General features: G+C 67.8%; 24 protein-coding genes and 1 pseudogene. 12 read left to right on the plus strand and 13 right to left on the minus strand.

Features of this window, described 5'->3' with window-relative positions; all coding sequences use genetic code 11:
* Positions 1-42 precede the first annotated feature (42 nt).
* Genes P0084_RS05350 through P0084_RS05365 form a run of 4 tightly spaced genes read left to right on the plus strand, consistent with a single transcriptional unit; the run spans position 43 to position 2,302 of the window.
* Positions 43-210 carry a hypothetical protein gene (locus P0084_RS05350; RefSeq protein WP_308915779.1) on the plus strand — a complete coding sequence of 56 codons (168 nt, stop codon included), beginning with the start codon at positions 43-45 and terminating at the stop codon, positions 208-210.
* Positions 211-223: 13 nt separating this feature from the next.
* The gene (locus P0084_RS05355) at positions 224-727 is read left to right on the plus strand and encodes an SMI1/KNR4 family protein (protein WP_308915780.1); all 504 of its coding nucleotides are present in this window, start codon (positions 224-226) and stop codon (positions 725-727) included.
* Positions 727-1,668, plus strand: coding sequence for an SMI1/KNR4 family protein (locus tag P0084_RS05360; protein WP_308915781.1), 942 nt, complete (start codon positions 727-729; stop codon positions 1,666-1,668). Before P0084_RS05355 ends, P0084_RS05360 begins: the two co-directional genes overlap by 1 nt.
* Positions 1,661-2,302 (plus strand): hypothetical protein, encoded by a 642-nt coding sequence (locus tag P0084_RS05365; RefSeq protein ID WP_308915782.1) that lies wholly within the window; start codon positions 1,661-1,663, stop codon positions 2,300-2,302. Before P0084_RS05360 ends, P0084_RS05365 begins: the two co-directional genes overlap by 8 nt.
* 45 nt (positions 2,303-2,347) lie before the next feature.
* Here P0084_RS05365 and P0084_RS05370 read toward each other — a convergent pair whose 3' ends face one another.
* From P0084_RS05370 to clpS, 3 genes are all read right to left on the minus strand, one after another.
* Positions 2,348-3,163 (minus strand): SDR family NAD(P)-dependent oxidoreductase, encoded by an 816-nt coding sequence (locus tag P0084_RS05370; RefSeq protein WP_308915783.1) that lies wholly within the window; start codon positions 3,161-3,163, stop codon positions 2,348-2,350.
* Complete coding sequence (locus P0084_RS05375) at positions 3,160-4,011, minus strand: class I SAM-dependent methyltransferase (protein WP_308915784.1); 852 nt, start codon at positions 4,009-4,011, stop codon at positions 3,160-3,162. The genes P0084_RS05370 and P0084_RS05375 overlap by 4 nt, the downstream gene beginning before the upstream one ends.
* Before the next feature lie 135 nt (positions 4,012-4,146).
* On the minus strand, positions 4,147-4,470 hold the full coding sequence (clpS, locus tag P0084_RS05380) for an ATP-dependent Clp protease adapter ClpS (protein WP_308915824.1): 324 nt from the start codon (positions 4,468-4,470) through the stop codon (positions 4,147-4,149).
* A gap of 117 nt (positions 4,471-4,587) precedes the next feature.
* Here clpS and P0084_RS05385 point away from each other — a divergent pair, with 117 nt between their 5' ends.
* Positions 4,588-5,280, plus strand: coding sequence for an HAD family hydrolase (locus tag P0084_RS05385; protein WP_308915785.1), 693 nt, complete (start codon positions 4,588-4,590; stop codon positions 5,278-5,280).
* On the opposite strand, the gene P0084_RS05390 is transcribed toward P0084_RS05385, so the two are convergent.
* The 7 genes from P0084_RS05390 to P0084_RS05420 form a co-directional block, all read right to left on the minus strand.
* The gene (locus tag P0084_RS05390; protein WP_308915786.1) at positions 5,272-6,246 is read right to left on the minus strand and encodes a type I glyceraldehyde-3-phosphate dehydrogenase; all 975 of its coding nucleotides are present in this window, start codon (positions 6,244-6,246) and stop codon (positions 5,272-5,274) included. The genes P0084_RS05385 and P0084_RS05390 overlap by 9 nt on opposite strands.
* 230 nt (positions 6,247-6,476) lie before the next feature.
* Entirely contained in the window at positions 6,477-6,884 is a 408-nt protein-coding gene (locus tag P0084_RS05395; protein WP_374213599.1) for a F0F1 ATP synthase subunit epsilon, read from the minus strand.
* 8 nt (positions 6,885-6,892) lie between these two features.
* Complete coding sequence (gene atpD / locus P0084_RS05400) at positions 6,893-8,311, minus strand: F0F1 ATP synthase subunit beta (RefSeq protein ID WP_308915787.1); 1,419 nt, start codon at positions 8,309-8,311, stop codon at positions 6,893-6,895.
* Positions 8,312-8,345: 34 nt separating this feature from the next.
* Positions 8,346-8,570, minus strand: a complete 225-nt coding sequence (locus tag P0084_RS05405) for a hypothetical protein (protein ID WP_308915788.1) — start codon at positions 8,568-8,570, stop codon at positions 8,346-8,348.
* Between the two features lie 2 nt (positions 8,571-8,572).
* Complete coding sequence (locus P0084_RS05410) at positions 8,573-9,442, minus strand: F0F1 ATP synthase subunit gamma (RefSeq protein WP_308915789.1); 870 nt, start codon at positions 9,440-9,442, stop codon at positions 8,573-8,575.
* Positions 9,443-9,455: 13 nt separating this feature from the next.
* The gene (gene atpA, locus P0084_RS05415) at positions 9,456-10,991 is read right to left on the minus strand and encodes a F0F1 ATP synthase subunit alpha (protein ID WP_308915790.1); all 1,536 of its coding nucleotides are present in this window, start codon (positions 10,989-10,991) and stop codon (positions 9,456-9,458) included.
* Positions 10,991-11,551: a F0F1 ATP synthase subunit delta gene (locus P0084_RS05420; protein ID WP_308915791.1), complete on the minus strand. Its 561-nt coding sequence runs from the start codon at positions 11,549-11,551 to the stop codon at positions 10,991-10,993. The genes atpA and P0084_RS05420 overlap by 1 nt, the downstream gene beginning before the upstream one ends.
* A 336-nt stretch (positions 11,552-11,887) precedes the next feature.
* Between P0084_RS05420 and P0084_RS18565 the strand changes: the two are divergent.
* Positions 11,888-12,001 (plus strand): annotated as a pseudogene (locus P0084_RS18565) (CBU_0592 family membrane protein); the annotation flags it as partial.
* Between the two features lie 40 nt (positions 12,002-12,041).
* Here the strand turns inward: P0084_RS18565 and P0084_RS05425 are convergent.
* Together P0084_RS05425 and P0084_RS05430 are read right to left on the minus strand one after the other, a co-directional pair.
* Positions 12,042-12,839 (minus strand): class I SAM-dependent methyltransferase, encoded by a 798-nt coding sequence (locus P0084_RS05425; RefSeq protein WP_308915792.1) that lies wholly within the window; start codon positions 12,837-12,839, stop codon positions 12,042-12,044.
* Between the two features lie 44 nt (positions 12,840-12,883).
* A complete protein-coding gene (locus P0084_RS05430) occupies positions 12,884-13,348 on the minus strand; it encodes a GNAT family N-acetyltransferase (protein WP_308915793.1) in 465 nt (154 codons plus the stop codon).
* A 164-nt stretch (positions 13,349-13,512) separates the two neighbouring features.
* Between P0084_RS05430 and gloB the strand changes: the two genes are divergently transcribed.
* The 4 genes from gloB to P0084_RS05450 all read left to right on the plus strand — a co-directional run bounded on the left by gloB (position 13,513) and on the right by P0084_RS05450 (position 21,687).
* Positions 13,513-14,331 (plus strand): hydroxyacylglutathione hydrolase, encoded by an 819-nt coding sequence (gene gloB / locus P0084_RS05435; protein ID WP_308915794.1) that lies wholly within the window; start codon positions 13,513-13,515, stop codon positions 14,329-14,331.
* Positions 14,332-14,487: 156 nt separating this feature from the next.
* Positions 14,488-16,818, plus strand: coding sequence for an ATP-dependent Clp protease ATP-binding subunit ClpA (gene clpA, locus P0084_RS05440; protein ID WP_308915795.1), 2,331 nt, complete (start codon positions 14,488-14,490; stop codon positions 16,816-16,818).
* Positions 16,819-17,245: 427 nt separating this feature from the next.
* On the plus strand, positions 17,246-19,162 hold the full coding sequence (locus P0084_RS05445) for a site-specific DNA-methyltransferase (protein WP_308915796.1): 1,917 nt from the start codon (positions 17,246-17,248) through the stop codon (positions 19,160-19,162).
* Entirely contained in the window at positions 19,159-21,687 is a 2,529-nt protein-coding gene (locus tag P0084_RS05450; RefSeq protein ID WP_308915797.1) for a DEAD/DEAH box helicase, read from the plus strand. The genes P0084_RS05445 and P0084_RS05450 overlap by 4 nt, the downstream gene beginning before the upstream one ends.
* A gap of 190 nt (positions 21,688-21,877) precedes the next feature.
* Here the strand turns inward: P0084_RS05450 and P0084_RS05455 are convergent, their stop codons facing one another.
* Entirely contained in the window at positions 21,878-22,852 is a 975-nt protein-coding gene (locus tag P0084_RS05455) for a DUF2125 domain-containing protein (RefSeq protein ID WP_308915798.1), read from the minus strand.
* A gap of 69 nt (positions 22,853-22,921) precedes the next feature.
* Here P0084_RS05455 and P0084_RS05460 point away from each other — a divergent pair, with 69 nt between their 5' ends.
* Together P0084_RS05460 and P0084_RS05465 are read left to right on the plus strand one after the other, a co-directional pair.
* Positions 22,922-23,449: a gamma-glutamylcyclotransferase gene (locus P0084_RS05460; RefSeq protein WP_308915799.1), complete on the plus strand. Its 528-nt coding sequence runs from the start codon at positions 22,922-22,924 to the stop codon at positions 23,447-23,449.
* 102 nt (positions 23,450-23,551) lie between these two features.
* A complete protein-coding gene (locus P0084_RS05465) occupies positions 23,552-24,739 on the plus strand; it encodes a biopolymer transporter ExbB (RefSeq protein ID WP_308915800.1) in 1,188 nt (395 codons plus the stop codon).

The raw sequence follows: 24,739 nt of genomic DNA on the forward strand, positions 1-24,739 counted from the left end.
CGGCGGGCCGGGCTCCAGGCGGGTGGGCTGGGACTGGACCAGGTGGTCGCTGCCCGACGCGCCGCCCCCAGCCACCGGGACTACGTGCTACACCACTTCGAGGATGGACAGGTCGGTTACGTGCCGCAGACTATCCACGACAATGGGCGCGGCTATTCGGGCGCCTCGCATACCGGTGCCAACTCGATAATGGACAACGACCTGTTCTAGACTGGACGAACGCATGAACATTCCCCCCGAAACGTTGGAATGGTGGGCCTCGATGGACGTTCCGCCCGCCACCGAGAAGGAAGTCGCGCGCGTGGAACGTGCAATCGGCCAGCCCCTACCAGCGGATTATGTGAGGTTCCTTCGGCAGCACGGCTTCGTGGAATGGGACATCGATACGCCGGACAGCTTCGACTACAGCGTCCGCGAAGAGGGTCAGGTCGTGACCCACACCGATGGCAGCATCTCGCACCTATGGGATGCGGACCATATCGAACGCATGGCCGCGGACGTCCGCGCGCCGGGTGGCACCCCGCCGCTGCTGTACCCCAACACGCATTTCCCCATCGGCGGCACGCCCGACCAGGACCAGATCCTGATGGAACTGACGCCCAAGGCGGGCCGGATCTGGTACTGGCCCGAACGCGTGGACGAATGGGGCTCAGGCGATAACACCGCCTTGGGATTCGTCGCCGACGACTTCACCACGTTCGTCGAAAACCTGCGTCTAGGTGACTGATGGCGGACCTCTCGCTTTCCGCCGCTACGCTCGCCCTGTGGGCCGCGGCCGGCGTGACCCCGGCCACGCAGGCAGAAGTCGCGCGCATCGCGGCGGCCGCAGGCGCGCCCCTGGCGCCGAACTACGTGACCTTCCTGAAAACCTATGGATTTCCGGCATGGCCCGAGGGATCGGATAGCGGTTTCGTGTCCGATTTGGGTCCCGGCACGATCCTCGCCATGCTCGACCCGGCCTCCGTCGAGCGGTCTCAAGCCTTCGTGCCGGCGGATCATCTTCCCGTCGCGAGCGACTATTCGGGCCATGGCTTCGTCACGCTGCGCCTGCGTGAGCCAGACTCCGGTTCCGTTTGGTATGTCGGGGACGAAGGGGATCCGGGCTGGATCGCGCCCGACTTCGCCTCGTTCCTGACGGGCCTGACACCCGATGCAGAATCGCTTCCAGCCGAACGCGACCGGGGCACGCCCGTGGAGGATACGCAGACCGGCTTCACCCTCGCGCGTGAGACCCGCGATGCCTGGGCCGCCTACGGCACCGGGGCCACGCCCGAACCGCCGGACGAACTGGCCGCCATCGAGGATGCCTTGGGACGCCCCCTGCCGGAGGCTCTGCGGACGTTCCTGACCACTTTTGGCTACGTGACGTTCTTCGGCGATGCGTTTGCGACCTTCGACCTGCCGCCCGGCGCGGGGCAACCCTACGACTTCGTGTCGGTCATCTATTCCACCGCGGTACTGATGCGCAGCCTGCCCGACGCGAAGGGCGCGCCTTTGCCGTTCGCCTCCACCGCCCTGCCGGAAGGAAGCCTTCTGATCGGGATGACCGAGGAGGATGAGGGACGAATCTATTGGCGGGGGACGGATACCGGTGCGCCCGTCCCGGTGTCCCCAGACCTGCGGACCTTTCTGGCCAATTTGTTCACGCTGCGGAATGACGATGGCTGACGACCTCGCTCGTCGCCTGCGGGGGACGGACGTCCTGCAATGGCCCGACCCGGTCCGGGCGCTGGCATGGCAAATGCCTTGGATCTCGCTGCCTCTCGCGCTCGATCCGGAGGGGGGACCGCCGCGCCTCGACGCGGAATGCCCCGACGCCGCACCGGCGGACCTGTTCCCGAAGATCGCGCTGAAGTCCTGGCAGGAGGAAGGGCGGTTGCGCCTTATCCCGGGCGAACAGCCACTCCCGCCCGCCGTTGCGGCCCGCCTTTCGACCCCGACCGGACGCCAGGTGATGGTCCTGGAAGCCTGGCGCGACGCCTCCACTCCTCCATACCTGCACTTGTTCGAATCGCGCGACATGTCCACCGTCTCCGAACTGCGATGCCGATGGGTCGGGGACCGCCGCGTCGCCTCGACGATATGCCATCGCAACCGCGCCGGCGTGCGCGCAGACATATTGGACCGGGCCGAGGACACGGTCCGGTCCGCCATGGGCGCGATGGGCGACGTGACGATGCAATTCGCCGTCGGACGCGACGGACGACCCTGGATACTGGACGTGAACCCCGTGCTCACCCCGGCCGACCTCGAGAGCCTGTCGCGCATCCCCGCCAATACGGGACCAAGGGAAATGCACTGACGCGCTCGGCATCGGTGGGCGCCCGTGGGCGTGGTGCGGACAGACTTAATGCACCGGTCCCACCGCGGGGTCGATCAGCGTCCGTCCCCCGTCCACGGTCAGGATCTGCCCCGTCATGAAGGACGACGCGTCGGAGGCGAGGTAGTGCACCGTTTCGGCCAGCTCGGCGGGGGCGGCGATGCGGCCCATCGGCGTGGCGTCGATGATGGCGCGGCGCAGATCCGGCTCGTCCTTCAGGCGGGCGCGCAGGGCGGCCGACATGACGGACCCGACCGCCACCCCGTTCACCCGGATCCCCCTCGGCGCCAGCGACACGGCGAGGCTGCGCGTCGCCTGGTCCAGCGCCGCCGCGCTGACCGAGAAGCCCAGCAGATCGGGCTGCGTCCGGCGGCTGGCGATGGAGCCCAGGTTCACGATCGACCCGATCGGCCCCGGATCCGCATCGGCCGCCTCCTCCGCCTGGTGGATCATGCGCTTGGCCACGGCCTGCGTCAGGCGCAGCGTCGTCAGCAGGTTCTGGTTCAGCATGGTCATCACGCTGTCGTCGTCCGCGTCCAGCGGATCCGTGTTCGCGACCTGACGGGCCGCGTTCACCAGGATGTCCACCCGGTCGAAGGCGTCGATGGTGGCCGAGAGCAGGTTGGCGACCGTCAGGCGTTCGCGCAGGTCGCCGGCGAAATAGCGCAGGTTGGTGGTGTCGTCGCCCTGCGCGTCGCCCACCTCCTCGTGCAGGCGGTCCTCGTCGCGGTCGGCGAACATGACGTTCGCCCCCGCTTCGGCGAAGTGGCGCGCGATGGCCAGGCCGACGCCGTTGGCCGCGCCCGTGACGATGGCGGTCTTGCCCGCGATGCTCATGGTCATGGGCGCTTCGCCCTCCTTGCCGCGACGACCTTGTATCCGCCCGTCTGCGCGACCGTGTCGATCTGCGCGAAGGCGTCCGCCAGCGCCGCCTCGTAGGGCAGGTGGCGGTTCGCCACCATCCAGAACGTTCCCTTCGGCGCCAGGCCCCGTGCCGCCGCGCGGATGAAGGCGCGGCCCAGTTCGGGGTCGGCCCTGCGCGCCGGGTGGAAGGGCGGGTTGCTGACCACCGCGTCGTAGGGGCCGCCGTCCCAGTCCCGCGCGTCGGCCCAGTGGAACGCGGCTCGCGGATCGGTGACGTTGACGCGGGCGCAGTCCAGCGCCTCGTGATCGGACTCCACCAGATCGAGCGCGGCGACGTCCGCGGAGGCCCCCAGGATGCGCGCCGCCAGATAGCCCCACCCCGCGCCCAGGTCGCAGACCCGCCCCGCCAGCGGCGGCAGCGCATCCGCCAGCATGGCGGAGCCCGGGTCGATCCCGTCGGCGCTGAACACGCCCGGCACGGTCCTGAACCCGTCCACCTGCCGCGGGGCCGCCTGCCAGTCCGCCGGCGCGGGGCCTTCGGCGTGGATCGCGAAGGTCTTGCCGTGCGCCTTGCTGAACGCGTCGCTTACGGGGAACGCCTTGCGGCAGGCCTTCAGGATGGATTCGACCCCGTCGCCCTTGTCACCGTCCACCACCACGGGCGCCCCCCGGGGCACGGCGGCCACGGCGCGCGCGATGCGATCGAGCGTGCGGGCCTTCGACCGGTCAACGACGACCAGCGCGGCATCGAACCCCGGTCCGATCCGCCGGACCGTCTCGATGCCGGAACGGGTCAGAGCCGCGTCGAGCGGGGCGGATTCCGTCATCGCCACGACCCGGGCGACGGGCAGATCTGTCGGACAGGGCGCAGACGCGGAGCAGACGCATAGCAGACGACCGTCGGGCGGCAGGACCACGGCGCCCGAGTCGATGGCCAGCAGCAGGCGGGAGCGGGTCAGACCCTACTCCTCCTTCTCCATGGTGCACTGGAGGGGGTGCTGGTTGCGCCGGGCGAAGTCCATCACCTGCGCGACCTTCGTTTCCGCGATCTCGTGGCTGAAGACCCCCACGACCGCGATGCCCTTCTTGTGGACGGTCAGCATGATCTCCACGGCCTGGCCATGGGTGATGCCGAAGAACCGCTCCAGCACGTGGACCACGAACTCCATGGGCGTATAGTCGTCGTTCAGCAGCAGCACCTTGTAGAGGGGCGGCTTCTGCGTCTTCGGCTTCGTCTTGGTGATCAGCGTCGTGTCGGCGTCGCCGTCGCCCGGACGTTCGGCCATGGCGGTGATCGTGCTATGGAATCGGTCCATGGGGCCACTCGTGCTGCGGATACGGTCTGGCAGGTTCGGTCAGGTCCCTCCATATAGGCGCGGACCCCCTCCTGAAAAGAGGTTCGGATGTCCCGACCCACGGTGATCGGCTTCGATGCGGACGACACGCTGTGGCACAACGAGACGGTGTTCCGGCTGACGCAGGACCGGTTCGCCGACCTGCTGGCCGAACACGTCGAACGGGACCACCTGATGGATCGCCTGCTCGCCGCCGAGACGAGGAACCTGTCGCATTACGGTTTCGGCGTGAAGGGCTTCGTGCTCAGCATGATCGAGACGGCGATCGAGGTGACGGACGGTCGCGTGCCCACTGCGGTCATCGCGGACCTGATGGCAGCCGGGCGCGAGATGCTGGCCCACCCCGTCGAACCGCTGCCCGGCGCGCGCGACGCCGTGACGACCCTGGCGCCGGATCACCGCCTCGTCCTCGTCACGAAGGGCGACCTGCTCGATCAGGAACGCAAGCTGGCCGCCTCCGGCCTGGGGGATCTGTTCGACGACGTCCACATCGTCAGCGACAAGACGCCCGCCACCTACGCCCGGGCCTTCGCCCTCGACGGCCCCGATCGGGCGCTGATGGTCGGCAACTCGCTCAGGTCGGACGTGAACCCCGCCCTGGCGGCGGGCTCGTGGGGCGTGTTCGTCCCGTCGGAAATCGAATGGGCGCTGGAGCGCGATGCGGAACCGGTGGACCATCCCCGATATCGCCGCATCGCCACGCTGGCGGACCTGCCCGCGCTCGTGGCGGCCCTAAGTTGACCCGCCCATCCGCAGGGCCACGTCGATCATGCGGTTCGCGAAGCCCCATTCGTTGTCGTACCAGCCGAACACGCGGATCAGCCCGGCCCCGGCGGCCCTCGTCTGGTGCGGCAAGGCGATCAGGCTTTCGGGCCGGGCCCGCATGTCGGCGCTGACGACGGGCGCGTCCTCCGTCCCGATCACGCCCCCGGCCCCGTGCAGGACCCGGTTGACCCCGTCCACGTCCGCGGCGCGTTCCGGCAGGAAGGTCAGGTCCACCGCCGACACGCTGGCGGTGGGCACGCGCAGGGCCTGGCACGTCACCCGACCCGCCAGGTGGGGCAGGACCTGGTCCACCAGGCGCCCCGCGCTGGTGGACGTGGGCACCATCGAAAGCGCCGCGGCCCGCGACCGGGCCATGTCGCCGCGCGGCATGTCCACCGTGGGCTGGCTGCCGGTATAGCAATGCACCGTCGTCATCGCCCCGCCGGCGACGCCGAAGGCCCGGTCCAGCACGGATAGGAGCGGCGCCACCGCGTTCGTGGTGCACGATGCGTTCGACACGACGCGCTGATCCTCCAAATCCGCGTCGTTCGCCCCCAGCACGACCGTCACGTCCGCCACGGCGGACGGGCCCGACATCAGGACCTTGCCCGCGCCCGCCAGCAATCCGCGTTCCACCTCGCCCCGCGTGTCGGCCCTGCCCGTGCATTCGAGCACCAGGTCGACGCCGTCCAGGGTCAGCGTGCGCAGGTCCGGCGTCCGATGGAACGGGTATCGCGTCCCGTCGATCACCAGCGCGTCGCCGTCGGCCGCGACCGCGCCGCGCCAGGGGCCGAACACGGAATCGAACCGGAACAGATAGGCGCAGGTCTCCAACGGCGCGATGTCGTTGATCCCCACCACCTCGAACCCGCCGCGCCCCGTCAGGTGCGCGCGCAGGATGCTGCGGCCGATGCGGCCGAACCCGTTGAGGAAGACCTTCACGGCGCATGCCTTTCCCGATGACGGTGCGATCAGGACAAGGTTTGGACGCGAAAGGAAAGGCCGCCATTGTACGGGTACATGCCTGCGCCTGGCGGGCCGCGCCCGGATCGTCCGCCCTCCGCCCCACCGCCGAACGGCCAGGGACGCGAACCGGCGGGCCGATCGTCGGTCACCGAACGAAGAAGGCCCGCCTCGGGGGGCGGGCCTGGGCTACGTTCACCGCCGAGCGTTCAAAGGTTCGGCTGCCGCGCGTCCAATCCGATGTGACCGCCCATCGCGACCATGTCCTCGACCAGCTTCACGGCCGCGTCGACGCCGTCCTCCGGCGCCTCCTGCCGCTGACGGTGGGCGTCGGCGACCCAGTCGTCGAAGGTGGCCTGGTCCACGTCGGTCGTGGACAGCGCGCGCTCGGCCAGGACCGTCGTGCCCTCCGGCCCGATCTCGGCGAAGCCGCCGGTCACGGCGAAGGACTCCTCGCCGCCATCCGACTCGATGGTCAGGATGCCCGGGCGCAGCGACGTGATGACGGGGCTGTGCCCCTCCATCGCGGTCAGGTCGCCGTCGGCACCGGGAATGCGGACGGCCCGCACCTCCCGGCTCGCCAGGCGCCGCTCGGGACTGACAAGCTCGAACTGCATCGCCATGATCAGGCGGCCTCGGCGGCGAGCTTCTCGGCCTTGGCCTTCACCTCGTCGATGCCGCCGACCATGTAGAACGCGGCCTCCGGCAGGTGGTCGTACTCGCCCGCCACGACGGCCTTGAAGCTGCTGATCGTGTCGTCCAGCGGCACCTGCTTGCCGTCCGCGCCGGTGAACACCTTCGCCACGTCGAAGGGCTGCGACAAGAAGCGCTGCAGCTTTCGGGCGCGCGCGACGGTCAGCTTGTCCTCCTCCGACAGCTCGTCCATGCCCAGGATCGCGATGATGTCCTGCAGCGACTTGTAGCGCTGCAGGATCCCCTGCACGTCGCGGGCCACCTGGTAATGCTCCTCGCCCACGACGGCGGGGTCCAGGATCCGGCTTGTGGAATCCAGCGGGTCCACCGCCGGATAGATCCCCAGCTCCGAGATCGCCCGCGACAGCACCGTGGTGGCGTCGAGATGCGCGAAGGTCGTGGCGGGCGCGGGGTCCGTCAGGTCGTCGGCAGGCACGTACACGGCCTGGATCGAGGTGATCGACCCCGTCTTGGTGGACGTGATCCGCTCCTGCATCTGGCCCATGTCGGTGGCCAGCGTCGGCTGATAGCCCACGGCCGACGGGATGCGGCCCAGCAGCGCCGACACCTCGGAGCCCGCCTGCGTGAAGCGGAAGATGTTATCCACGAAGAACAGCACGTCCGTGCCCGACTGGTCGCGGAACTGCTCCGCCAGGGTCAGGCCGGTCAGGGCGACGCGCGCGCGCGCGCCCGGCGGCTCGTTCATCTGACCATAGACCAGAGCCACCTGGGATTCCGACAGGTTGTCGGGCTTGATGACGTTCGATTCGATCATCTCGTGGTACAGGTCGTTGCCCTCGCGGGTCCGCTCCCCCACGCCGGCGAAGACGGAGTAGCCCGAGTGCACCTTCGCGATGTTGTTGATCAACTCCATGATCAGCACGGTCTTGCCCACGCCCGCGCCGCCGAACAGGCCGATCTTGCCGCCCTTCGAATACGGGGCCAGGAGGTCGATGACCTTGATGCCCGTCACCAGGATGTCCGAGCTGGTCGCCTGCTCGGCGAATTCGGGGGCGGGCTGGTGGATGGGACGGCGTTCGTCCGCCTGGATCGGCTCGCCCTCGTCGACCGGCTCGCCGATGACGTTCAGGATCCGGCCCAGCGTGCCGTTGCCCACCGGGATCGAGATCGGCGCGCCGGTGTCGGTCACCGCCTGGCCGCGGACCAGCCCTTCGGTCGCGTCCATGGCGATGGTGCGGACCGTGTTCTCACCTAGATGCTGCGCGACCTCCAGCACCAGCCGCTTGCCGTTGTTCTCCGTTTCCAGGGCGTTCAGGATCTCGGGCAGATCGCCGTCGAACTGAACGTCGACGACGGCGCCGATGACCTGCGTTACCTTGCCGTTTGCCATTGGTGTTCTCCTGTCTCGGGCCGTGCCCGTCGTCCTATTCCGCCGCGGTGTCCGTCAGGTCCAGCCTACGCTCGACACGCGACAAGCGTTCGTCGAAACGGTCCATCCGCGAGTTCAGTTGACCGATCCCCGTCTCGATCGCCGACATACGAACCTTCATGTTCTGCATGTCACCCTCGATGCGGTCGAGTTGCGTCTGGATGCGCTTGAGCATCTCGAACGTCATGACCGCGAGGTCGGAGGGATCGTGATCGCTCATCGCTACAGCGCCTCCGCGCCCGAGATGATCTCGATCAATTCGTTGGTGATGACCGCCTGGCGGGACCGGTTGTACTCGACCGTCAGGTCGTCGATCATGTCGCCTGCGTTGCGGGTCGCGTTGTCCATGGCGGACATCCGCGCGCCCTGCTCGGACGCCCCGTTCTCCAGCAGCGCGGCGAAGATGGCGGTGGCCACCCCACGCGGCAGCAGGTCGGCCAGGATCCCCTCCTCCGACGGCTCGTAGTCGTAGAGCGCGCCGGCATCGGCGCCTTCAGGCACCTGGAACGGGATGATCTGCTGCGCCGTCGGCACCTGGCTGATGACGGATTCGAACCGCGAGAAATAGATCGTCGCCACGTCGAACTCGCCGGCGTCGAACCGCTTCAGCACGTCCGCGGCGATGCCGCTGGCGTCGCCGTAGCCCACGCGCTTCACGTCCGTCAGATCGACATGGGCGACGAAGTGGTCGCCATGGGTGCGGCGCAGGGTTTCGCGGCCCTTCTTGCCGACGGTCAGGATCTTGACCGTCTTGCCCTCGCCCATCAACCGGTCGGCGTCCTGGCGCGCGCGCTTCGCGATGTTGCCGTTGAAGCCGCCGCACAGGCCGCGTTCCGCCGTCATGACGACCAGCAGGTGCGTCTTGTCGCTGCCGGTCCCGGCCAGCAGCCGGGGCGCGCTGTCGCTGTCGCCCACGGCGGCGGCCAGCGACGACAGCACGGCATCGAACCGCTCCGCATAGGGGCGGGCCGATTCCGCGGCGTCCTGCGCGCGCCGAAGCTTGGCGGCGGCGACCATCTGCATGGCCTTCGTGATCTTGCGCGTCGATTTGACGGACTCGATCCGGTTCTTCAGGTCCTTGAGGTTGGGCATCGCTCCGGCCCCCTCAGGCGTAGGTCTTGGCGTAGTCGTCGATGGCCGCCTTCAGCTTGTCCTCCGCGTCGCCCTTGATCTTGGGATCCTCGTCCGTGATCCAGTCCAGGACGTCGCGCTTCTGGCCGCGCATGTGCTTTAGGAGGCCTGCCTCCCACTTGCCGACCTCCGACACGGGGACCTTGTCCAGATACCCGTTCGTGCCCGCGTAGATGACGCATACGATCTCGGCGTTGGTCAGGGGCGAGTATTGCGGCTGCTTCATCAACTCGGTCAGGCGCGCGCCCCGGTTCAGCAGGCGCTGCGTGGACGCGTCCAGGTCGGACCCGAACTGCGCGAAGGCGGCCATCTCCCGGTACTGGGCCAAGGACAGCTTCACGGGTCCGGCCACCGACTTCATCGCGTTGGTCTGCGCGGACGACCCCACCCGCGACACCGACAGGCCGGTGTTCACGGCCGGGCGGATGCCTTGGAAGAACAGGTCCGTTTCCAGGAAGATCTGCCCGTCGGTGATCGAGATCACGTTGGTCGGGATGAACGCCGACACGTCGCCGCCCTGCGTCTCGATGATGGGCAGCGCCGTGAGCGAGCCGTTGCCGTAATCGTCGCCCAGCTTGGCCGACCGCTCCAGCAGGCGGGAGTGCAGACAGAACACGTCGCCCGGATAGGCCTCGCGCCCCGGCGGGCGGCGCAGCAGCAGCGACATCTGGCGATAGGCGACCGCCTGCTTCGACAGGTCGTCGTACACGATCAGCGCGTGGCGGCCGTTGTCGCGGAAGTACTCGGCCATGGCCGTCGCGGCATAGGGGGCCAGGAACTGCATCGGCGCGGGGTCGGACGCGGTGGCGGCGACCACGATGGAATAGTCGATGGCCCCCGACTGCTCCAGACGCTGCACCAGCTGCGCCACGGTGGACCGCTTCTGGCCGATGGCGACATAGATGCAATAGAGCTTGTCGCCCTCCTCCTTCGCCGCGTCGTTGTACGTCTTCTGGTTCAGGATCGCGTCCAGGGCCACGGCGGTCTTGCCGGTCTGGCGGTCGCCGATGATCAGCTCGCGCTGGCCCCGGCCGATCGGGATCATCGCGTCGACAGCCTTCAGGCCGGTGGCCATGGGCTCGTGCACGGACTTGCGGGGGATGATGCCCGGCGCCTTGCTATCGGCGACCCGCGTTTCCGTCGTCTCGATCGGGCCCTTGCCGTCCAGCGGCTGACCCAGACCGTCCACGACCCGGCCCAGCAGCGCGTCGCCGGCCGGGACGGCCACGATCGAGTTGGTCCGCTTGACCGTGTCGCCCTCGCCGATGTCGCGGTCCGAGCCGAAGATCACGACGCCCACGTTGTCCGTTTCCAGGTTCAGGGCCATGCCCTGGATGCCGCCCGGGAACTCGACCATCTCGCCGGCCTGGACGTTGTCCAGGCCATAGACGCGGGCGATGCCGTCGCCCACGGACAGGACGCGTCCGACCTCGGCGACCTCGGCCTCCTGGCCGAAGTTCTTGATCTGATCCTTGAGGATGGCGGAAATCTCCGCCGCCTGGATAGCCATTAGCGGACCTCTTTCATCGTGTTCTGCAGCGCGTCGAGCTTCGCGCGAATGGATGTGTCGATCATGCGGGACCCCAGCCGGACCACCAGACCGCCGATCAGGCTGTCGTCCACGGTCACGTCGACCTTGACGTCGCGTCCCGTGGACGCCTTCAGGGCGTCCGCCAGCCGGGCGCGCTGGTCGTCGTCCAGGGGTTGCGCGGCGCGGACCTGCGCCGTCACCTCGCCCCGGTCGTCCGCCAGCATCCCCTCCAGCGCGGTCAGCATCTGGGGCACCACGAACAGGCGCCGCTTGGACGCCATCAGCGCCAGGGTGTTCTTCATCGTGTCCGACAGGCCCAGCTTGTCCGCCACCGCGGCGATCGCGGCGGCCTGCTCCGACCGGGACACCACGGGCGAGGACAGCAGCTCGCGCAGGTCGGGCGACGCCTTCGTCGCCTCGGACAGGGTGTCCGCGTCCTGGGACAGGCGGTCCAGCTGGCCCCCTTCCCGCGACAGGTCGAACACCGCCCGCGCGTAACGCGCCGCGATGCCAGAGGAAATCGAAGCTGGCTCGGACAAGCGGATCCCTTTCGACGTTTCGGGTCGCGCGGCCGATCTCCCCCGGTCGCGCGCGGCATGCGGTCCCGTCCCCAAAGGGCAGGCCCGCGAAATCGCGCTCCCTCTAGCAGAGGGGTCAGGGTGCCGCAACGGGTCGATTGGCCCCCTTCCACCCCCGCGCTGGCGACGGATTCGCGCTTCTTTCCTATAGGTAAGGAAACCCCCACTACCCGGGCGGGGCCGCGGGGCGCTAGGCAGCCGCGACGACCGGCGACGCAGGAAAGGGAGGGGACGGCCATGGGCATCGACGCGTTCACCCCGCTGCAGGTCATAGGTCTTCTCGGCGCCTGCCTTTACATGACGAACTATGCGCTGCTCACGGTGCGTGTCCTGACGGCCGAGCATCGCAGCTATTTCGTCGTGAACCTGCTCGCGGCCGCCATGGTGCTGGCCTCGCTGGCGCAGGCGTTCAACATGGCGACCCTGGCGATCCAGGTGTTCTGGATCGGCGTCAGCGCGTGGGGCCTGGCCAGCCGCCTGCGACGGCGCCCCGCCGCGATGCCACGCGCCGCGCGGGCGTCGGCTCCGGCACGCCTTCCAGCACCCGCAGGGGCCGCCGGACGCGTTCGGCCAGGCCGGTCCGGGGGCGCGCCGGGACCTGCTTGGACGCCTCCAGCAGGATGACGCCGCCGCCGCCCGAATGGCTGATCCGCTGGCCCATCCGTTCCATCATGTCGTGCGTGCGCAGCCAGAAGTTCGTGGCCCGCGGCGGGCCGAACAGCGCGGCGTAATGGCGCTCCGGCACGAAGCCGGCCGCCTTGGCCTGCGTTTCCAACTGACCCAGCGAATACGGCCGCCCGAAGCCGAACGGCGTCGATTCCCGCCGCGCCCACAGGCCGGACCGGTTGGGCACGACCACGACCAGCCGCCCCCCGGGCCCCAGGACGCGCGACGCCTCGTCCAGCAGGCGGGACGGGTTCTCCGATGTTTCCAGCCCGTGCAGCAGGACCAGCCGGTCGACGCTGCCCGTTTCAAGCGGCCAGGACGTCTCCTCGACCAGGGTGGCCACGTTCGCCATGCCCGCGGGCCAGTGCATCACGCCCTGTTGCGCGGGCATCAGGCCGACCACGCGCCGCGCGTCCGCCAGGAAGGGCCGCAGCAGCGGCACGGCGAAGCCGAACCCGACCACGGTCCGCCCCTGTACGTCGGGCCACATCGACACCAACCGCCCCCGGATCGCGCGCTGCGCCGCGCGCCCCAGCCGCGTACGGTAATAGAAGTGGCGCAGGTCGAGGACGTCCAGATGCATCCCCCCGACCTAGGGGCACACCCCCGGCCACGGAAGGTGCCACGCTACAGATCGCGCCGGAACGTGACCCGATCGACCCCATCGCCGTAATAGCCCCGGATCACCGCCTCCCGCTCGTAGCCTCGTTTGGCATAGAGCGCGCGCGCCGGGGCGAAGTCGTCCGCGCCCGCGGTGTCGATCAGAAGGATACGGCCCCCGCCGGAGCGGGCCGCCGCCTCGACCGCGTCCAGCAGCGCGGTGGCGACCCCGGTGCGGCGCGCGGCCATGCGGACGCCGACGAACAGCATGTTCCAGACCGCGTCGGACATCGGCTCGGGATGCAGCAGGGCCGCGCCCGCGCCGCCGTCGTCCATCAGCCAGACGGCATCGCCCGCGCCCGCGGCCCATGCACCGACCTCGCCGCGCATGTAATCCATCTCCTCCGGCCCCATCAGGCCGGAGGCGTCGCAGATCGACAGCAGGGTTCCGGCATCGGCCGCGGTCGCGGGCCGGATCGCGTGGTTCGTCATGTCGGCTATCCTTCGGTCACGTCTGGGGACCCCGCCTGGCGGGGGACGTGCGAAAGACCGAAACCCGGACCCCTGCTAGGATGCCGCGGCCCGCACATCAAGGCTTGCGGCGGGCGGGCGGCTCTGCATCGCTGGGGAACACGCCGAACGAAAGCCCGCACCCCATGCCCATGCCCCCCCATGTCCCCGTCGACGTCGCAGGCACCGCCCTGGACGACCTGGTGGTGATCCCGATGCTGAAGGACCGCTTCCCGGACCTGCTGGACAACTACGGCTACCTCGCCCGGGTGGGCGACCGCGTGATCGCGATCGACTGCGCCCGCGCGCGGCCATATCTGGATGCCGCGGCCGCGATGGGGTGGGCGATCACCGACGTCCTGCTGACCCACCACCACCCCGATCACGTCGCGGGCGTGGACGACCTGCGCCAAGTCACGGGCGCCGCCGTCCGGGGCAACGCCGCCGACGCGAAGCGCCTGCCCCGCCTCGACCGCCCCCTGTCGCCCGGCGACGCGTTCGACCTCGGCGGCGCGACGGTCGCCGTCCGGGACGTGTCCGGCCACACGATCGGGCACGTCGCCTATTTCCTGGACGGCATCGCCTTCACCGGCGACAGCCTGATGGCCGCCGGATGCGGCCGCCTGTTCGAAGGCACGCCGGAACGGATGCACGCCAGCCTGGCCCTCTTCGACGACCTGCCCGACGACCACCTCGTGGCGTCGGGCCACGAATACACGCTGTCCAACCTCGCCTTCGCGCGCTCCCTTGAACCGGACAACGCCGATCTTACGTCACGGGTCGCCCATGTGGAGGGGACGCTGGCAGCAGGGGTGCCGACCGTCCCCTCGTCGCTGGGACTGGAACGTCGTACCAACCCCTTCCTTCGCAGCCACGTGACGGCCGTCAAGCGGGCGACCGGCACCGAAGGCCAACCCGACACCGCGACCTTCGCCGCAGCCCGGCGGATGAAGGACGCCTTCTGACATGCCGTCGCCGCGGCCGCCCGTCCGCGTCCTTTCGCCCGGTCACCAATCCGGGACCGGATCCGAAAAAGGGTTGAAGCCCCGGCGCCGACAACCAAAACTTAAAACAAGCGCGGCTAGGCATTCCGTCGACCGCGACGCATCTGGGAGAACACCATGCCCTCGTTCTCGAACACGCTCGAGCAGGCGATCCACGCCGCCCTCGCCCAGGCGAACACCCGCCGCCATGAGCTTGCGACCCTGGAACACCTGCTGCTGGTCCTGATCGACGAGCCCGACGCCGCCCGCGTCATGCAGGCCTGCGGCGTCGACCTGGACGACCTGCGCCAGACCGTCGAGGAGTTCATCGAGGACGACCTGTCCACGCTGATCACCGATGTCGAAGGGTCGGAGGCCGTGCCGACGGCCGCCTTCCAGCGCGTCATCCAGCGCGCCGCGATCCACGTGCAGTCGTCGGGCCGGCAGGAGGTGACGGGCGCCAACGTCCTCGTCGCCATCTTCGCCGAGCGCGAATCGAACGCGGCCTACTTCCTGCAGGAACAGGACATGACCCGCTACGACGCGGTCAACTTCATCGCCCACGGCGTCGCCAAGGACCCCGAATTCGGGGAGGCCCGGCCCGTCCAGGGCTCCGACGACGACGAGGACGCGGCCGTCGAGCAGGGCGGCCCCTCCCCGCAGGAGAACCGCGAATCCGCGCTGGCCAAGTACTGCGTCGACCTGAACGCAAAGTCGAACAAGGGCGACGTCGATCCCCTGATCGGGCGGGAGGCGGAGGTCGAACGCTCCATCCAGGTCCTGTGCCGGCGGCGCAAGAACAACCCCCTGCTGGTGGGCGACCCCGGCGTGGGCAAGACCGCCATCGCCGAAGGGCTGGCCTACAAGATCGTCCAGGGCGAGGTGCCGGAGGTCCTGGCCGGCGCCACCATCTTCAGCCTGGACATGGGCGCGCTGCTGGCGGGCACCCGCTATCGCGGCGACTTCGAGGAACGCCTGAAGGCCGTCGTCACCGAGTTGGAGGATCATCCCGACGCGGTGCTCTTCATCGACGAGATCCATACCGTGATCGGCGCCGGCGCCACGTCCGGCGGCGCGATGGACGCGTCCAACCTGCTCAAGCCCGCCCTGGCGGGCGGCAAGCTGCGGACCATGGGCTCGACCACCTACAAGGAGTTCCGCCAGCACTTCGAGAAGGACCGCGCCCTGTCGCGCCGGTTCCAGAAGATCGACGTGAACGAGCCCACGGTCGAGGACACGATCAAGATCCTCAAGGGCCTGAAGTCCCGGTTCGAGGATCACCATTCGATCAAGTACACCGCCGACGCCGTGAAGACGGCGGTGGAGCTGTCGGCGCGCTACATCAACGACCGCAAGCTGCCCGACAAGGCCATCGACGTCATCGACGAGGCGGGCGCCGCCCAGGCCCTGGTCACGGAATCGAAGCGCCGCAAGACCATCGGCGTCAAGGAGATCGAGGCCGTGGTCGCCACCATCGCCCGCATCCCGCCCAAGAACGTGTCCAAGGACGACGCGGAGGTGCTGCGCGACCTCGAAGGCAGCCTCAAGCGCGTCGTGTTCGGCCAGGACCCGGCTATCGAGGCGCTGTCCTCGGCCATCAAGCTGGCCCGCGCCGGCCTGCGCGAGCCGGAGAAGCCCATCGGCAACTATCTGTTCGCGGGCCCCACCGGCGTCGGCAAGACGGAGGTGGCCAAGCAGCTGGCCGACACGCTGGGCGTCGAGATGCTGCGCTTCGACATGTCCGAATACATGGAGAAGCACGCCGTCTCGCGCCTGATCGGCGCGCCCCCGGGCTATGTCGGCTTCGACCAGGGCGGCATGCTGACCGACGGCGTGGACCAGCACCCGCATTGCGTCCTGCTTCTGGACGAGATCGAGAAGGCGCATCCGGACGTCTACAACATCCTGTTGCAGGTGATGGACCACGGCAAGCTGACCGACCACAACGGCCGGACGGTGGACTTCCGCAACGTGATCCTGATCATGACGTCGAACGCGGGCGCCTCCGACGCCGCCAAGGCCCCCCTGGGCTTCGGGCGCGACCGGCGCGAGGGCGAGGACACGGCCGCCATCGAGCGGACCTTCACGCCGGAGTTCCGCAACCGCCTGGACGCCGTCATCTCGTTCGCGCCGCTGCCGAAGGACACCATCCTCCAGGTGGTCGAGAAGTTCGTGCTGCAACTCGAAGCGCAGCTCCTGGACCGCAACGTGTCCATCGAGCTGACGCGCGCCGCCGCGGAATGGATCGCGGACAAGGGCTACGACGACAAGATGGGCGCCCGCCCCCTGGCCCGCGTCATCCAGGAGCACGTCAAGAAGCCTCTGGCGGAGGAGCTCCTGTTCGGCAAGCTCGCCAAGGGCGGCCTGGTCAAGGTCGGCGTCAAGAACGGCGAGTTGGACCTGCGCATCGAGGAGGCCGCGGCCCCCAAGATCACCAACAAGCGCCCGCCGTTGCTTACGGCGGAGTGAACGGAGGGGGTTAGACGCGAAAGGCCCCGGCATCGTGATGATGCCGGGGCCTTTTTGTTTGGGCAGGGTTCGTTCGAACGTTGTCGAGTGTTGCGAGAGTTTCCCGCTGCCCTTTGGTGCCGGAAGAATCATAGGTGGCTGAGGGCGGGAAGCGGACGTTCGCTGCGGGTGCGAGTTTAGCACCCTATGAGCGGAACACCGACGAGCGTCACTGAACTTGTTGGCCACGATGACGCCGTTGTGACGGAGCGCCGCAATCAATCTCACTGAACCGATTTGGTCTATTGGGGTAGGTCTGAGGGGCAGAAGCCGGGATGGCTGCGGTCCATTGTCGGCCGGACGGGCAGGAAGGCATGGGCCTATAGGTCCGTCTCCCGTCAGCCAGCCCAAGAAGCTCGACTTCCGCCTGTCATCCTGGACCACTAAGGTGGAAAGAAAGGACAAGGGCAAAGCCTCGCACATGGCCGGAAAATACGACGACCTCTCCCACGCGCAACTTGTCGAACTGCTGGAAAAGCGCGACCGGACCAAGAAGCTGGGGCTGGTGTGGGAGCGGGACGAGATCGAGGCGGACGCGGCGGTGGATGCCAACTTCATCGCCTGCCGGATCGACGAGGCGCTGTCGGACAAGCCTGCGCCGTGGGACAATCTGGTGATCGAGGGCGACAACTTCGACGCGCTGCGATGGCTGCGCATGACCCATGCAGGCCGGGTGAAGTGCATCTACATCGACCCGCCCTACAACACCGGGAACAAGGACTGGGTCTATAACGACAGCTACATGGACAAGGAGGACCGGTTCCGCCAGTCCACATGGCTGGAGTTTCTCTATCGCCGCCTGACGCTAGCGCGGGACTTGCTGGCCGAGGACGGCGTGCTGCTGGTGTCGATCAATGACGACCAGCGGGCGTTGCTGGAACTGTTGATGGACGAGGCGCTGCCGGGTATGCGCGTGGCCTCATTTGCTTGGCGAACACGGACAGGTGGGAACGATGCTAAAGGCGCGTTCATCTCGGAGAACCATGAACATGTATTGATCTACGCCAAGAGTGCTTTTCAGTTTGGTGGCTACGAGAAAACCTACGAGAAATACATCTATTGGGATGATACAAAGCGTGACCATTACCGCCTGAGCGACATTAGCCAACCGAAGGATATGACAGAGAGGATCAACGGCTTTTACGCGATGTATGATCCCGAAACGGATACATACTACCCGTCAAACCCACAAAGAGTTTGGCCATCGCCCTTTCCTAAAGGCTCAAAATATGACGCGGCTCAGCATCCCGATGTCATGCCAGTTTTCCCACCTGATGACGCAACTAAGGGCAAAGTGCCTGCGAAAGACCAGATTGGACGGTGGATAAAGCAAGGGCACATCGTCTTCCCAGACGAACAGCGAGTTGAGGTCTTTGACACGTTGGAGGAACTTCGGACCGCGATTGACAATGCTGACGTTCCAATGGCGCGCAGAACCAGAAAAATCTGGCACGAAATGCCACATTTAGAGTTTTGGGTGGGAAAGCGGATCGGTTACGGCATTCCACAGTGGGTGCGCTACAAGCGCGAACTCAAGAATAGCACGCAACCTGTATCCTCGTGGATCACACCGCTTGCGGAGACGGATACACTTCCCGATGGTGATGACGTTGACCTGAACGCACATCTGGTCAGCGGGACCAATCAAGAAGGCACGACAGAGGTACAGGACATCTTTGGCTCAAAAGCCTTTACCTACGCAAAGCCGGTTTCATTGATCCGCGAAATGGTCCGTCAGTCCACCGGACCGGACGACATCGTGCTCGACTTCTTCGCAGGCTCCGCTACCGCCGCTCAAGCTGTCATGGAACTCAATGCCGAAGACGGTGGCAACCGCCGCTTCATCATGGTCTCGTCCACCGAAGCTACAGAAGACGACCCTGACAAAAACCTGTGCCGCGACGTGACGGCGGAACGCATCCGCCGCCTGAATGCCAGCGATGACGCCAAGTATGCCGACCTCGCCGCAGGCTTTGCCTATCTGCGCACCCATGAGATCGCCTTCGAAGACCTCGACTATGACCTTCAACCCGCCGATGCCTGGGCCGCTCTGGAAGCCATGCACGACCTGCCGCTGACCCTCTATGACGGGCAAGCCGCGTGGAACCTGCACGAAGGCGAGACAACCGCGCTGGTGCTGGTGGACCGTTTCGACCCCGGCCTGCTGCAATGGCTGAAAGGCCGCGACCGGCAGAACCTGTTCGTCTATGCGTGGGCACCGGGCCAGATCGCGCAGCATCTCGACGGAACCCATGTGGACATTCGCCCCGTCCGCGACACGCTGGTGAAGCGGTTCCAGCAATGAGCGAACGCCTATCCCTTGCCGCCTATCAGACCCGCGCGGTGGACGCGCTGTCGGGTGTGATCCGAAAGGTGGCCGAGTTGCACGACCGCGACCCGGCGCACCGGCAGGCCATCGCCCTGAAAAGCGGCGTGACGCTGCTGCAAAGCCCCACGGGATCGGGCAAGACGCTGGTGCTGGGCCGGGTTCTGGAAGGGCTGCGCGGTGCGCTGAGCCGCCCCGTGGTGTGGCTCTGGTTCGCGCCCTACTCAGGGCTGGTGACGCAGACACGCGAGGCTCTGGTGGCGCAATGCGGCGGCTTGCGCGTCCGGGACGTGGCCAAGGACCGGGAACCCAACGGCACCCGCGACGGCGATGTGTTCATCCAGACATGGGCGACGGTCGCCGCCAGCAATAAGGATGCCCGCAAGGTGCGTCGCACGTCCGAGGCGGCGTTGTCCTTCGATGACCTGATCGCATCATGGCGGGACGCGGGGTTTTTCGTGGGCGTGGTGATCGACGAGGCGCATTTGAACTTCGGGGCGTCCGCCAAGGTCGCGGCGGGCTTCTACCTCGACCATATCCAGCCGGATTTCACGATCCTCGCAACCGCCACGCCAAGCGACGAGAAGCTGGAAGCCTTTGAGCGCACCGCCGGGATCGAGGTGGCGAGCCGCGTTGTCGTGCCCCGCGCCGAGGTGGTCGACGCCGGGTTGAACAAGGTAGGCCTCAAGCTGGGCGTGATCCGCTTCCGCGAGGACGACCGCGACCTGATCGACCAGGAGCAGGCGACGTTGCAGGCCGGGTGGACGCAGCATTGCCGGGTGCGCGGACGGCTCAAGGAACACGGGCTGGCCGTGTCGCCCCTGATGCTGGTGCAGGTGGAGGACCAAGCCAAGGGCGCGGAAGACCCGGTAAAGCGGGTGCGGGACAAGTTGGTGGAGATCGGCGTCGATGATGCGGCCATCGCCACGCATACGTCGGGTCAGCCCGACCCGGACTTTCATTCGCTAGCCTACGATCCCGACACACATGTGCTGATCTTCAAGGTAGCCGTGGCCACGGGCTTCGACGCGCCGCGCGCATGGACGCTGGTTTCCGTCCGCCCGAACCGGGGCCGCGACTTCGGTATGCAGATCGTGGGCCGGATCATGCGCGTGCATCCCTCCGTGCGGCCTATCCACGGGAAGGATGCGTTGCTGGACAGCGGCTATGTGCTGTTGACCGACCCGGATATGCAGGCGGGCCTTCAAGCGGCTGTGGACGAGTTGAAGGCGGTGCGCGAAAGCATCGAACTGATAACGGACAATCTGGATGTCTACGAGTTTGGAAACCCGGACGAGCCAACCGGCCTATCCGATGTGCCCAAACCGCTCTTCGCACCGAAGCCGCCGCAAAACGAGGCTGAGCGGCAAGAGCGTCTGGCAAACCTGATCGAACAAGGCGTGGTGCGGGCCGATGTGGGGGACATGCCTGGGACCGAACAGGACCGGGCCATCGTTGCAGGTGAGACTTGGCAACACATGAGCGACACGCCGCTCTTTGGCGACCTGCCGGAAAGCAAGAAGCCTGACACTGACAAGGGGCCGAGCAAACCAAACTTCCGGCCCTATCCGCTGCGCAAGGACCTGGACTTGCCGAAGGCGCTAGTCCGGGAACTGCCACCCGACCCGATGAAGCTGAACGATCTGGTGCAGGACATAGCCCGCGAGTTTTGCCTCTCTGCCGATATGCCCGGTCTGTTACAACGCAAACTGACGAAGGCGCATCTCGACTTGCGCGACCTGTTCGCGTCCGAGCTGCAGGAAACGGTGGACCTGCGCTTGCGCCTGTCCAATGCGCGGGTGGCTGAGAAAGCGCAACTGGCCTTCAACTTCAATGACGCCATCGACCCACGTCTGTTGAAGCGCGCGCTGGTGGAGGAACTGCGCGGTATCGTGGACGACAAGGGCATTGAAGCCGAGGAACGAGACCTGCGCCGCGCCATTGATCTAGCCGGGATGATGGAACCCGAGAAGCTGAAACAGGCCATCAAGACCGCACAGGCCCGCAATGTGCGAACCGACACCAGCGAACCTGTGCCAGAGCAATACTTTGGACCAGACGGGCTGAACGAAGCTGAGAAGTCGGCCTACGGCGTGTTCCCGCATCGTCTGAACAAGGAAGAACGGGACTTCGCGGCGTTTCTGGACGCAGACAAAACCGGGACGGTCAAGTGGTGGATGCGAAACCCCGAGAATGAGACTTGGGCTACTCGCCTGATACTGCCGTCCGGGCACCGGTTCTTCCCAGACTTCCTTGTGGGTGTCAGCGGTCGGACAACGCAAGACGCCATTGCATTGGTCGAGATCAAGGATGACGGTGAAACGGGGCGGCTACAGTCGGACCGGAACGTGGAGAAAATCCGTGTTCAGCATCGCGAGTATCGCAATGTCTTCTGGACCTACCGTTCTGACGGAACCTGGATACGCGCACGCTATGCAGAGGGGCTGCACAAGATCGTCCCCGATGACCGCTTCAACGTGAAGGAACTTGTCTATCTCGGATAGAGAGAGCGTTGAAGCTGCATCGCAGCGCTAGTCAGACTGAGAACGTCCGCTTCGGGCCGTATGCGTCGGTAGACGACGGACCGATCCCTTACAGGACCGATCGATCCGCAGCCCAAAGCACGTCCACCCTCGCGGACCGCCGATCACCCCCCCCGATAGGAACGGCCCACCGTACCCCCCCCACCCCCTCCTACCGCGTCCCGAAGCGCGGCAGGCTCGCCACCGGGAACGGCCCGAACAGCACCAGGTTCTCCTGGATGGCCAGCCGCACGGACCCGCTGCCCGCCCGTCCGTCGACCGGCGCGGCGCGCAGCAGGCCTTCCACGAACGCCCTCTGCCCCGCCGGCACGCCCCGCTCCAGCAGGGGCAGGACGGCGTCCACGTCGGCGATCTCGACCACCACCTCGCCGTCCGCCAGGCCGTCGGTCCCGACCGCCAGCGCGGCTTGCGCCGTCACCTCCACCGCGCCCCAGACCAGGGTGGCGTCCCGCAGGTCCAGCGCCACCAGGTTGGGCTGCGCCCCCAGCGTCCGGTCCAGCGCGCGGTCCAGCGTCACCGTCGCGTCCAGCGTCGCCGCCTCCACCGTGCCGGGCAGGTCCGGCCCCGACCCCTCCGACGCCTCCGACGGGATGACCGCGTCCGACACGGTCACGGCCACGTCGTAAGCGCCCGGCGCCCCCGCCTCCCGGATGGCCACCTGCGCGCCCTCCGCCCCGATCGTCCCCCAGGGGAACGCCAGCCCCAGCCCTTCGGCCACCCAGGTCGCGCGATCCAGGGGCAGGTCCCCTTCGGCCCGCACCGCGGCGGAAAGGCGCATGTCCGCGGCCGTCACGTCGACCCGCCCCAGGGGCCCGTCCACGACCTGCTCGGACGGGAACGCCACGATCACGCGGTTGGGCCGATAGCTCAGCGCGTAGGCCTGCACGTAGGGCGCCTGCCAGACCCACGACCCGTCCGGCGGCGACACCGTCAGGTCGGCGGCGCTCGTGTCGAACCGGTTCGGGAACCCGCTCACGGACAGGTCCGCGTACTCGATCCGCCACCCCGCGTCGCGGCCCCCCTCCACCGCGCGCAGCAGCCCCCGCTCCAGCCCCGTGGACCCGACCCACCAGTACCCGCCCCAAAGCACGGCCAGCACGGCCACCGCGATCGTCAGCCAGCGCATGATGGCTTCCCCTTCCCCAGACGTCCCGGCCCCACTATCCCCCGGGCGGGGGACGCGAAAGGGACGGGCATGCGCGAATTGTGGGTCTTCGGCTACGGCTCGCTGATCTGGAACCCCGGCATCGCCGTGGCCGAAACGCGGCCCGCGACCCTGGGGGGCTTCCGGCGCCGGTTCTGCATGTGGTCGATCCACCACCGCGGCACCGAAGCCGACCCCGGCCTCGTCCTGGCGTTGGAGCCCGCGCCGGGCGAGATCTGCGCGGGCCTGGCCTATCGCGCCGCGGACCCCGACGCCGCCCTGGCCGCGCTGCGCGAGCGGGAGCTGATCTCCGCCGCCTACCGCGAGGAGGAGGTCACCCTCCAGACCCCCACGTGCGACCTTCGGGCGCTGGCCTACGTGATCGACACCGCGCACGTGCAGTACGCCCCCGACCTGTCGCTGGCCGAACAGGCCCGCATCATCGCCGCCGCCCGTGGCGGGCGGGGCCCCAACGCCGAATACCTGCTCAACACCGCCGCCGCCCTGCGCCAGCACGGCATCGCGGACGCGGACATGGACCGCCTGGTCGACATGGTCGTCCCCCCGCGGCGGGGGTGAGGGATTCTTGCAACCCCCCGCGCATCCGTCGCGGGGCCGTCCTTGTTGCCCCGATCCCACACCCCTAGGCTGCCTCCCCTGAACTCCCGCGCAACGAGGGTCATGGCACGCTCCGACATCAAGCCCGGGACCGAATTCTCCCGCCCCATCCGGCAGATCGTCTGGATGGTCGTCGTGCTGACCGCGGTCGGGGCGGGGTGCTATCTGGCCTATCCGCGCGTGGCGCCCATCTTCACCGCGAACCCCTGGCTGAACGGCACCATCGTCGGCGTCTTCGTGCTGGGCGTGCTGGCCTGCTTCGCGCAGGTCTTCCAGCTCTTCAGCGCCGTGACCTGGATCGAACGCTTCGCCGACCGCAAGGACGAAGCCACCCGCCCCCCCGGCCTCCTGGCGCCGCTCGCCACGCTGCTAGGCACGCGCACGAAGCGCAGCGTCATATCGTCCACCGCCGCGCGGTCCATCCTCGATTCGGTCGCGCAGCGCATGGACGAGGCGCGCGACATCACCCGCTACATCGTCAACACGCTGATCTTCCTGGGCCTCCTGGGCACGTTCTGGGGCCTGGCCACCACCGTGCCCGCCGTGGTCGACACGATCCGCAGCCTGAACCCCCAGGGCGACGAATCCAGCACCGCAGTGTTCGGGCGCCTGATCGGCGGGCTGGAAAGCCAGCTGGCCGGCATGGGCACGGCCTTCGCGTCCTCGCTTCTGGGCCTGGCGGGCAGCCTGGTGGTCGGCGTGCTGGAACTCTTCGCGGGCCACGGCCAGAACCGCTTCTACCGCCAGATGGAAGACTGGATGTCGTCGATCACCCGCGTGGGCCTGGTGGGCGACGGCGAGACGATCGACCAGTACTCCCTGGCCGCCGTGCTGGACCACATGAACCACCAGATGGAGCAGTTGCAGGACATGTTCCAGCGGGCGGAGGAAGGGCGCGCCGCCGACGACGGCCGCTTCGCCGCGCTGTCAGACGCGGTGGCCGCCGTGACCCGGGCCGGCGACACGTCCGGCATCACCGAGCAACTGGCCCGCGTGGCCGAGGGCCAGGGCCACATCGTCGACGTCCTGCGCAGCTCGGCGGGCGGGGGCGATGGCGGCCTGGACGCCGAATCGCGGATGCGTCTGCGCTCCATCGACGTCCAGCTCCTGCAGGTCTTCGAGGAGATGAAGACCTCCCGCTCGGACATGGTGGAGGATCTGCGCGCCGACCTGGCCGCCCTGACCCGCGCCATCCGGCAGATGAACCGCGGCGAGGCCCGGGCGCAGGATCGCGGCCTGCCGGGCGTCTGA

The organism is Jannaschia maritima (genome assembly GCF_030973515.1).
In the GTDB taxonomy this organism is placed as follows: Bacteria; Pseudomonadota; Alphaproteobacteria; order Rhodobacterales; family Rhodobacteraceae; genus Jannaschia; species Jannaschia maritima.

Bases quoted from the DNA above. Each gene is read 5' to 3' on its own strand.
- atpD (WP_308915787.1), bottom strand. From the start codon at position 8,311: ATGGCAAACGGCAAGGTAACGCAGGTCATCGGCGCCGTCGTCGACGTT.
- clpS (WP_308915824.1), bottom strand. From the start codon at position 4,470: ATGGCCGAACGTCCGGGCGACGGCGACGCCGACACGACGCTGATCACC.
- P0084_RS05395 (WP_374213599.1), bottom strand. From the start codon at position 6,884: ATGCAGTTCGAGCTTGTCAGTCCCGAGCGGCGCCTGGCGAGCCGGGAG.
- P0084_RS05465 (WP_308915800.1), top strand. From the start codon at position 23,552: ATGGCACGCTCCGACATCAAGCCCGGGACCGAATTCTCCCGCCCCATC.
- gloB (WP_308915794.1), top strand. From the start codon at position 13,513: ATGCCCATGCCCCCCCATGTCCCCGTCGACGTCGCAGGCACCGCCCTG.
- P0084_RS05370 (WP_308915783.1), bottom strand. From the start codon at position 3,163: ATGACCATGAGCATCGCGGGCAAGACCGCCATCGTCACGGGCGCGGCC.
- atpA (WP_308915790.1), bottom strand. From the start codon at position 10,991: ATGGCTATCCAGGCGGCGGAGATTTCCGCCATCCTCAAGGATCAGATC.
- P0084_RS05375 (WP_308915784.1), bottom strand. From the start codon at position 4,011: ATGACGGAATCCGCCCCGCTCGACGCGGCTCTGACCCGTTCCGGCATC.
- P0084_RS05455 (WP_308915798.1), bottom strand. From the start codon at position 22,852: ATGCGCTGGCTGACGATCGCGGTGGCCGTGCTGGCCGTGCTTTGGGGC.
- P0084_RS05360 (WP_308915781.1), top strand. From the start codon at position 727: ATGGCGGACCTCTCGCTTTCCGCCGCTACGCTCGCCCTGTGGGCCGCG.
- P0084_RS05355 (WP_308915780.1), top strand. From the start codon at position 224: ATGAACATTCCCCCCGAAACGTTGGAATGGTGGGCCTCGATGGACGTT.
- P0084_RS05430 (WP_308915793.1), bottom strand. From the start codon at position 13,348: ATGACGAACCACGCGATCCGGCCCGCGACCGCGGCCGATGCCGGAACC.
- clpA (WP_308915795.1), top strand. From the start codon at position 14,488: ATGCCCTCGTTCTCGAACACGCTCGAGCAGGCGATCCACGCCGCCCTC.
- P0084_RS05365 (WP_308915782.1), top strand. From the start codon at position 1,661: ATGGCTGACGACCTCGCTCGTCGCCTGCGGGGGACGGACGTCCTGCAA.
- P0084_RS05425 (WP_308915792.1), bottom strand. From the start codon at position 12,839: ATGCATCTGGACGTCCTCGACCTGCGCCACTTCTATTACCGTACGCGG.
- P0084_RS05450 (WP_308915797.1), top strand. From the start codon at position 19,159: ATGAGCGAACGCCTATCCCTTGCCGCCTATCAGACCCGCGCGGTGGAC.
- P0084_RS05385 (WP_308915785.1), top strand. From the start codon at position 4,588: ATGTCCCGACCCACGGTGATCGGCTTCGATGCGGACGACACGCTGTGG.
- P0084_RS05405 (WP_308915788.1), bottom strand. From the start codon at position 8,570: ATGAGCGATCACGATCCCTCCGACCTCGCGGTCATGACGTTCGAGATG.
- P0084_RS05410 (WP_308915789.1), bottom strand. From the start codon at position 9,442: ATGCCCAACCTCAAGGACCTGAAGAACCGGATCGAGTCCGTCAAATCG.
- P0084_RS05460 (WP_308915799.1), top strand. From the start codon at position 22,922: ATGCGCGAATTGTGGGTCTTCGGCTACGGCTCGCTGATCTGGAACCCC.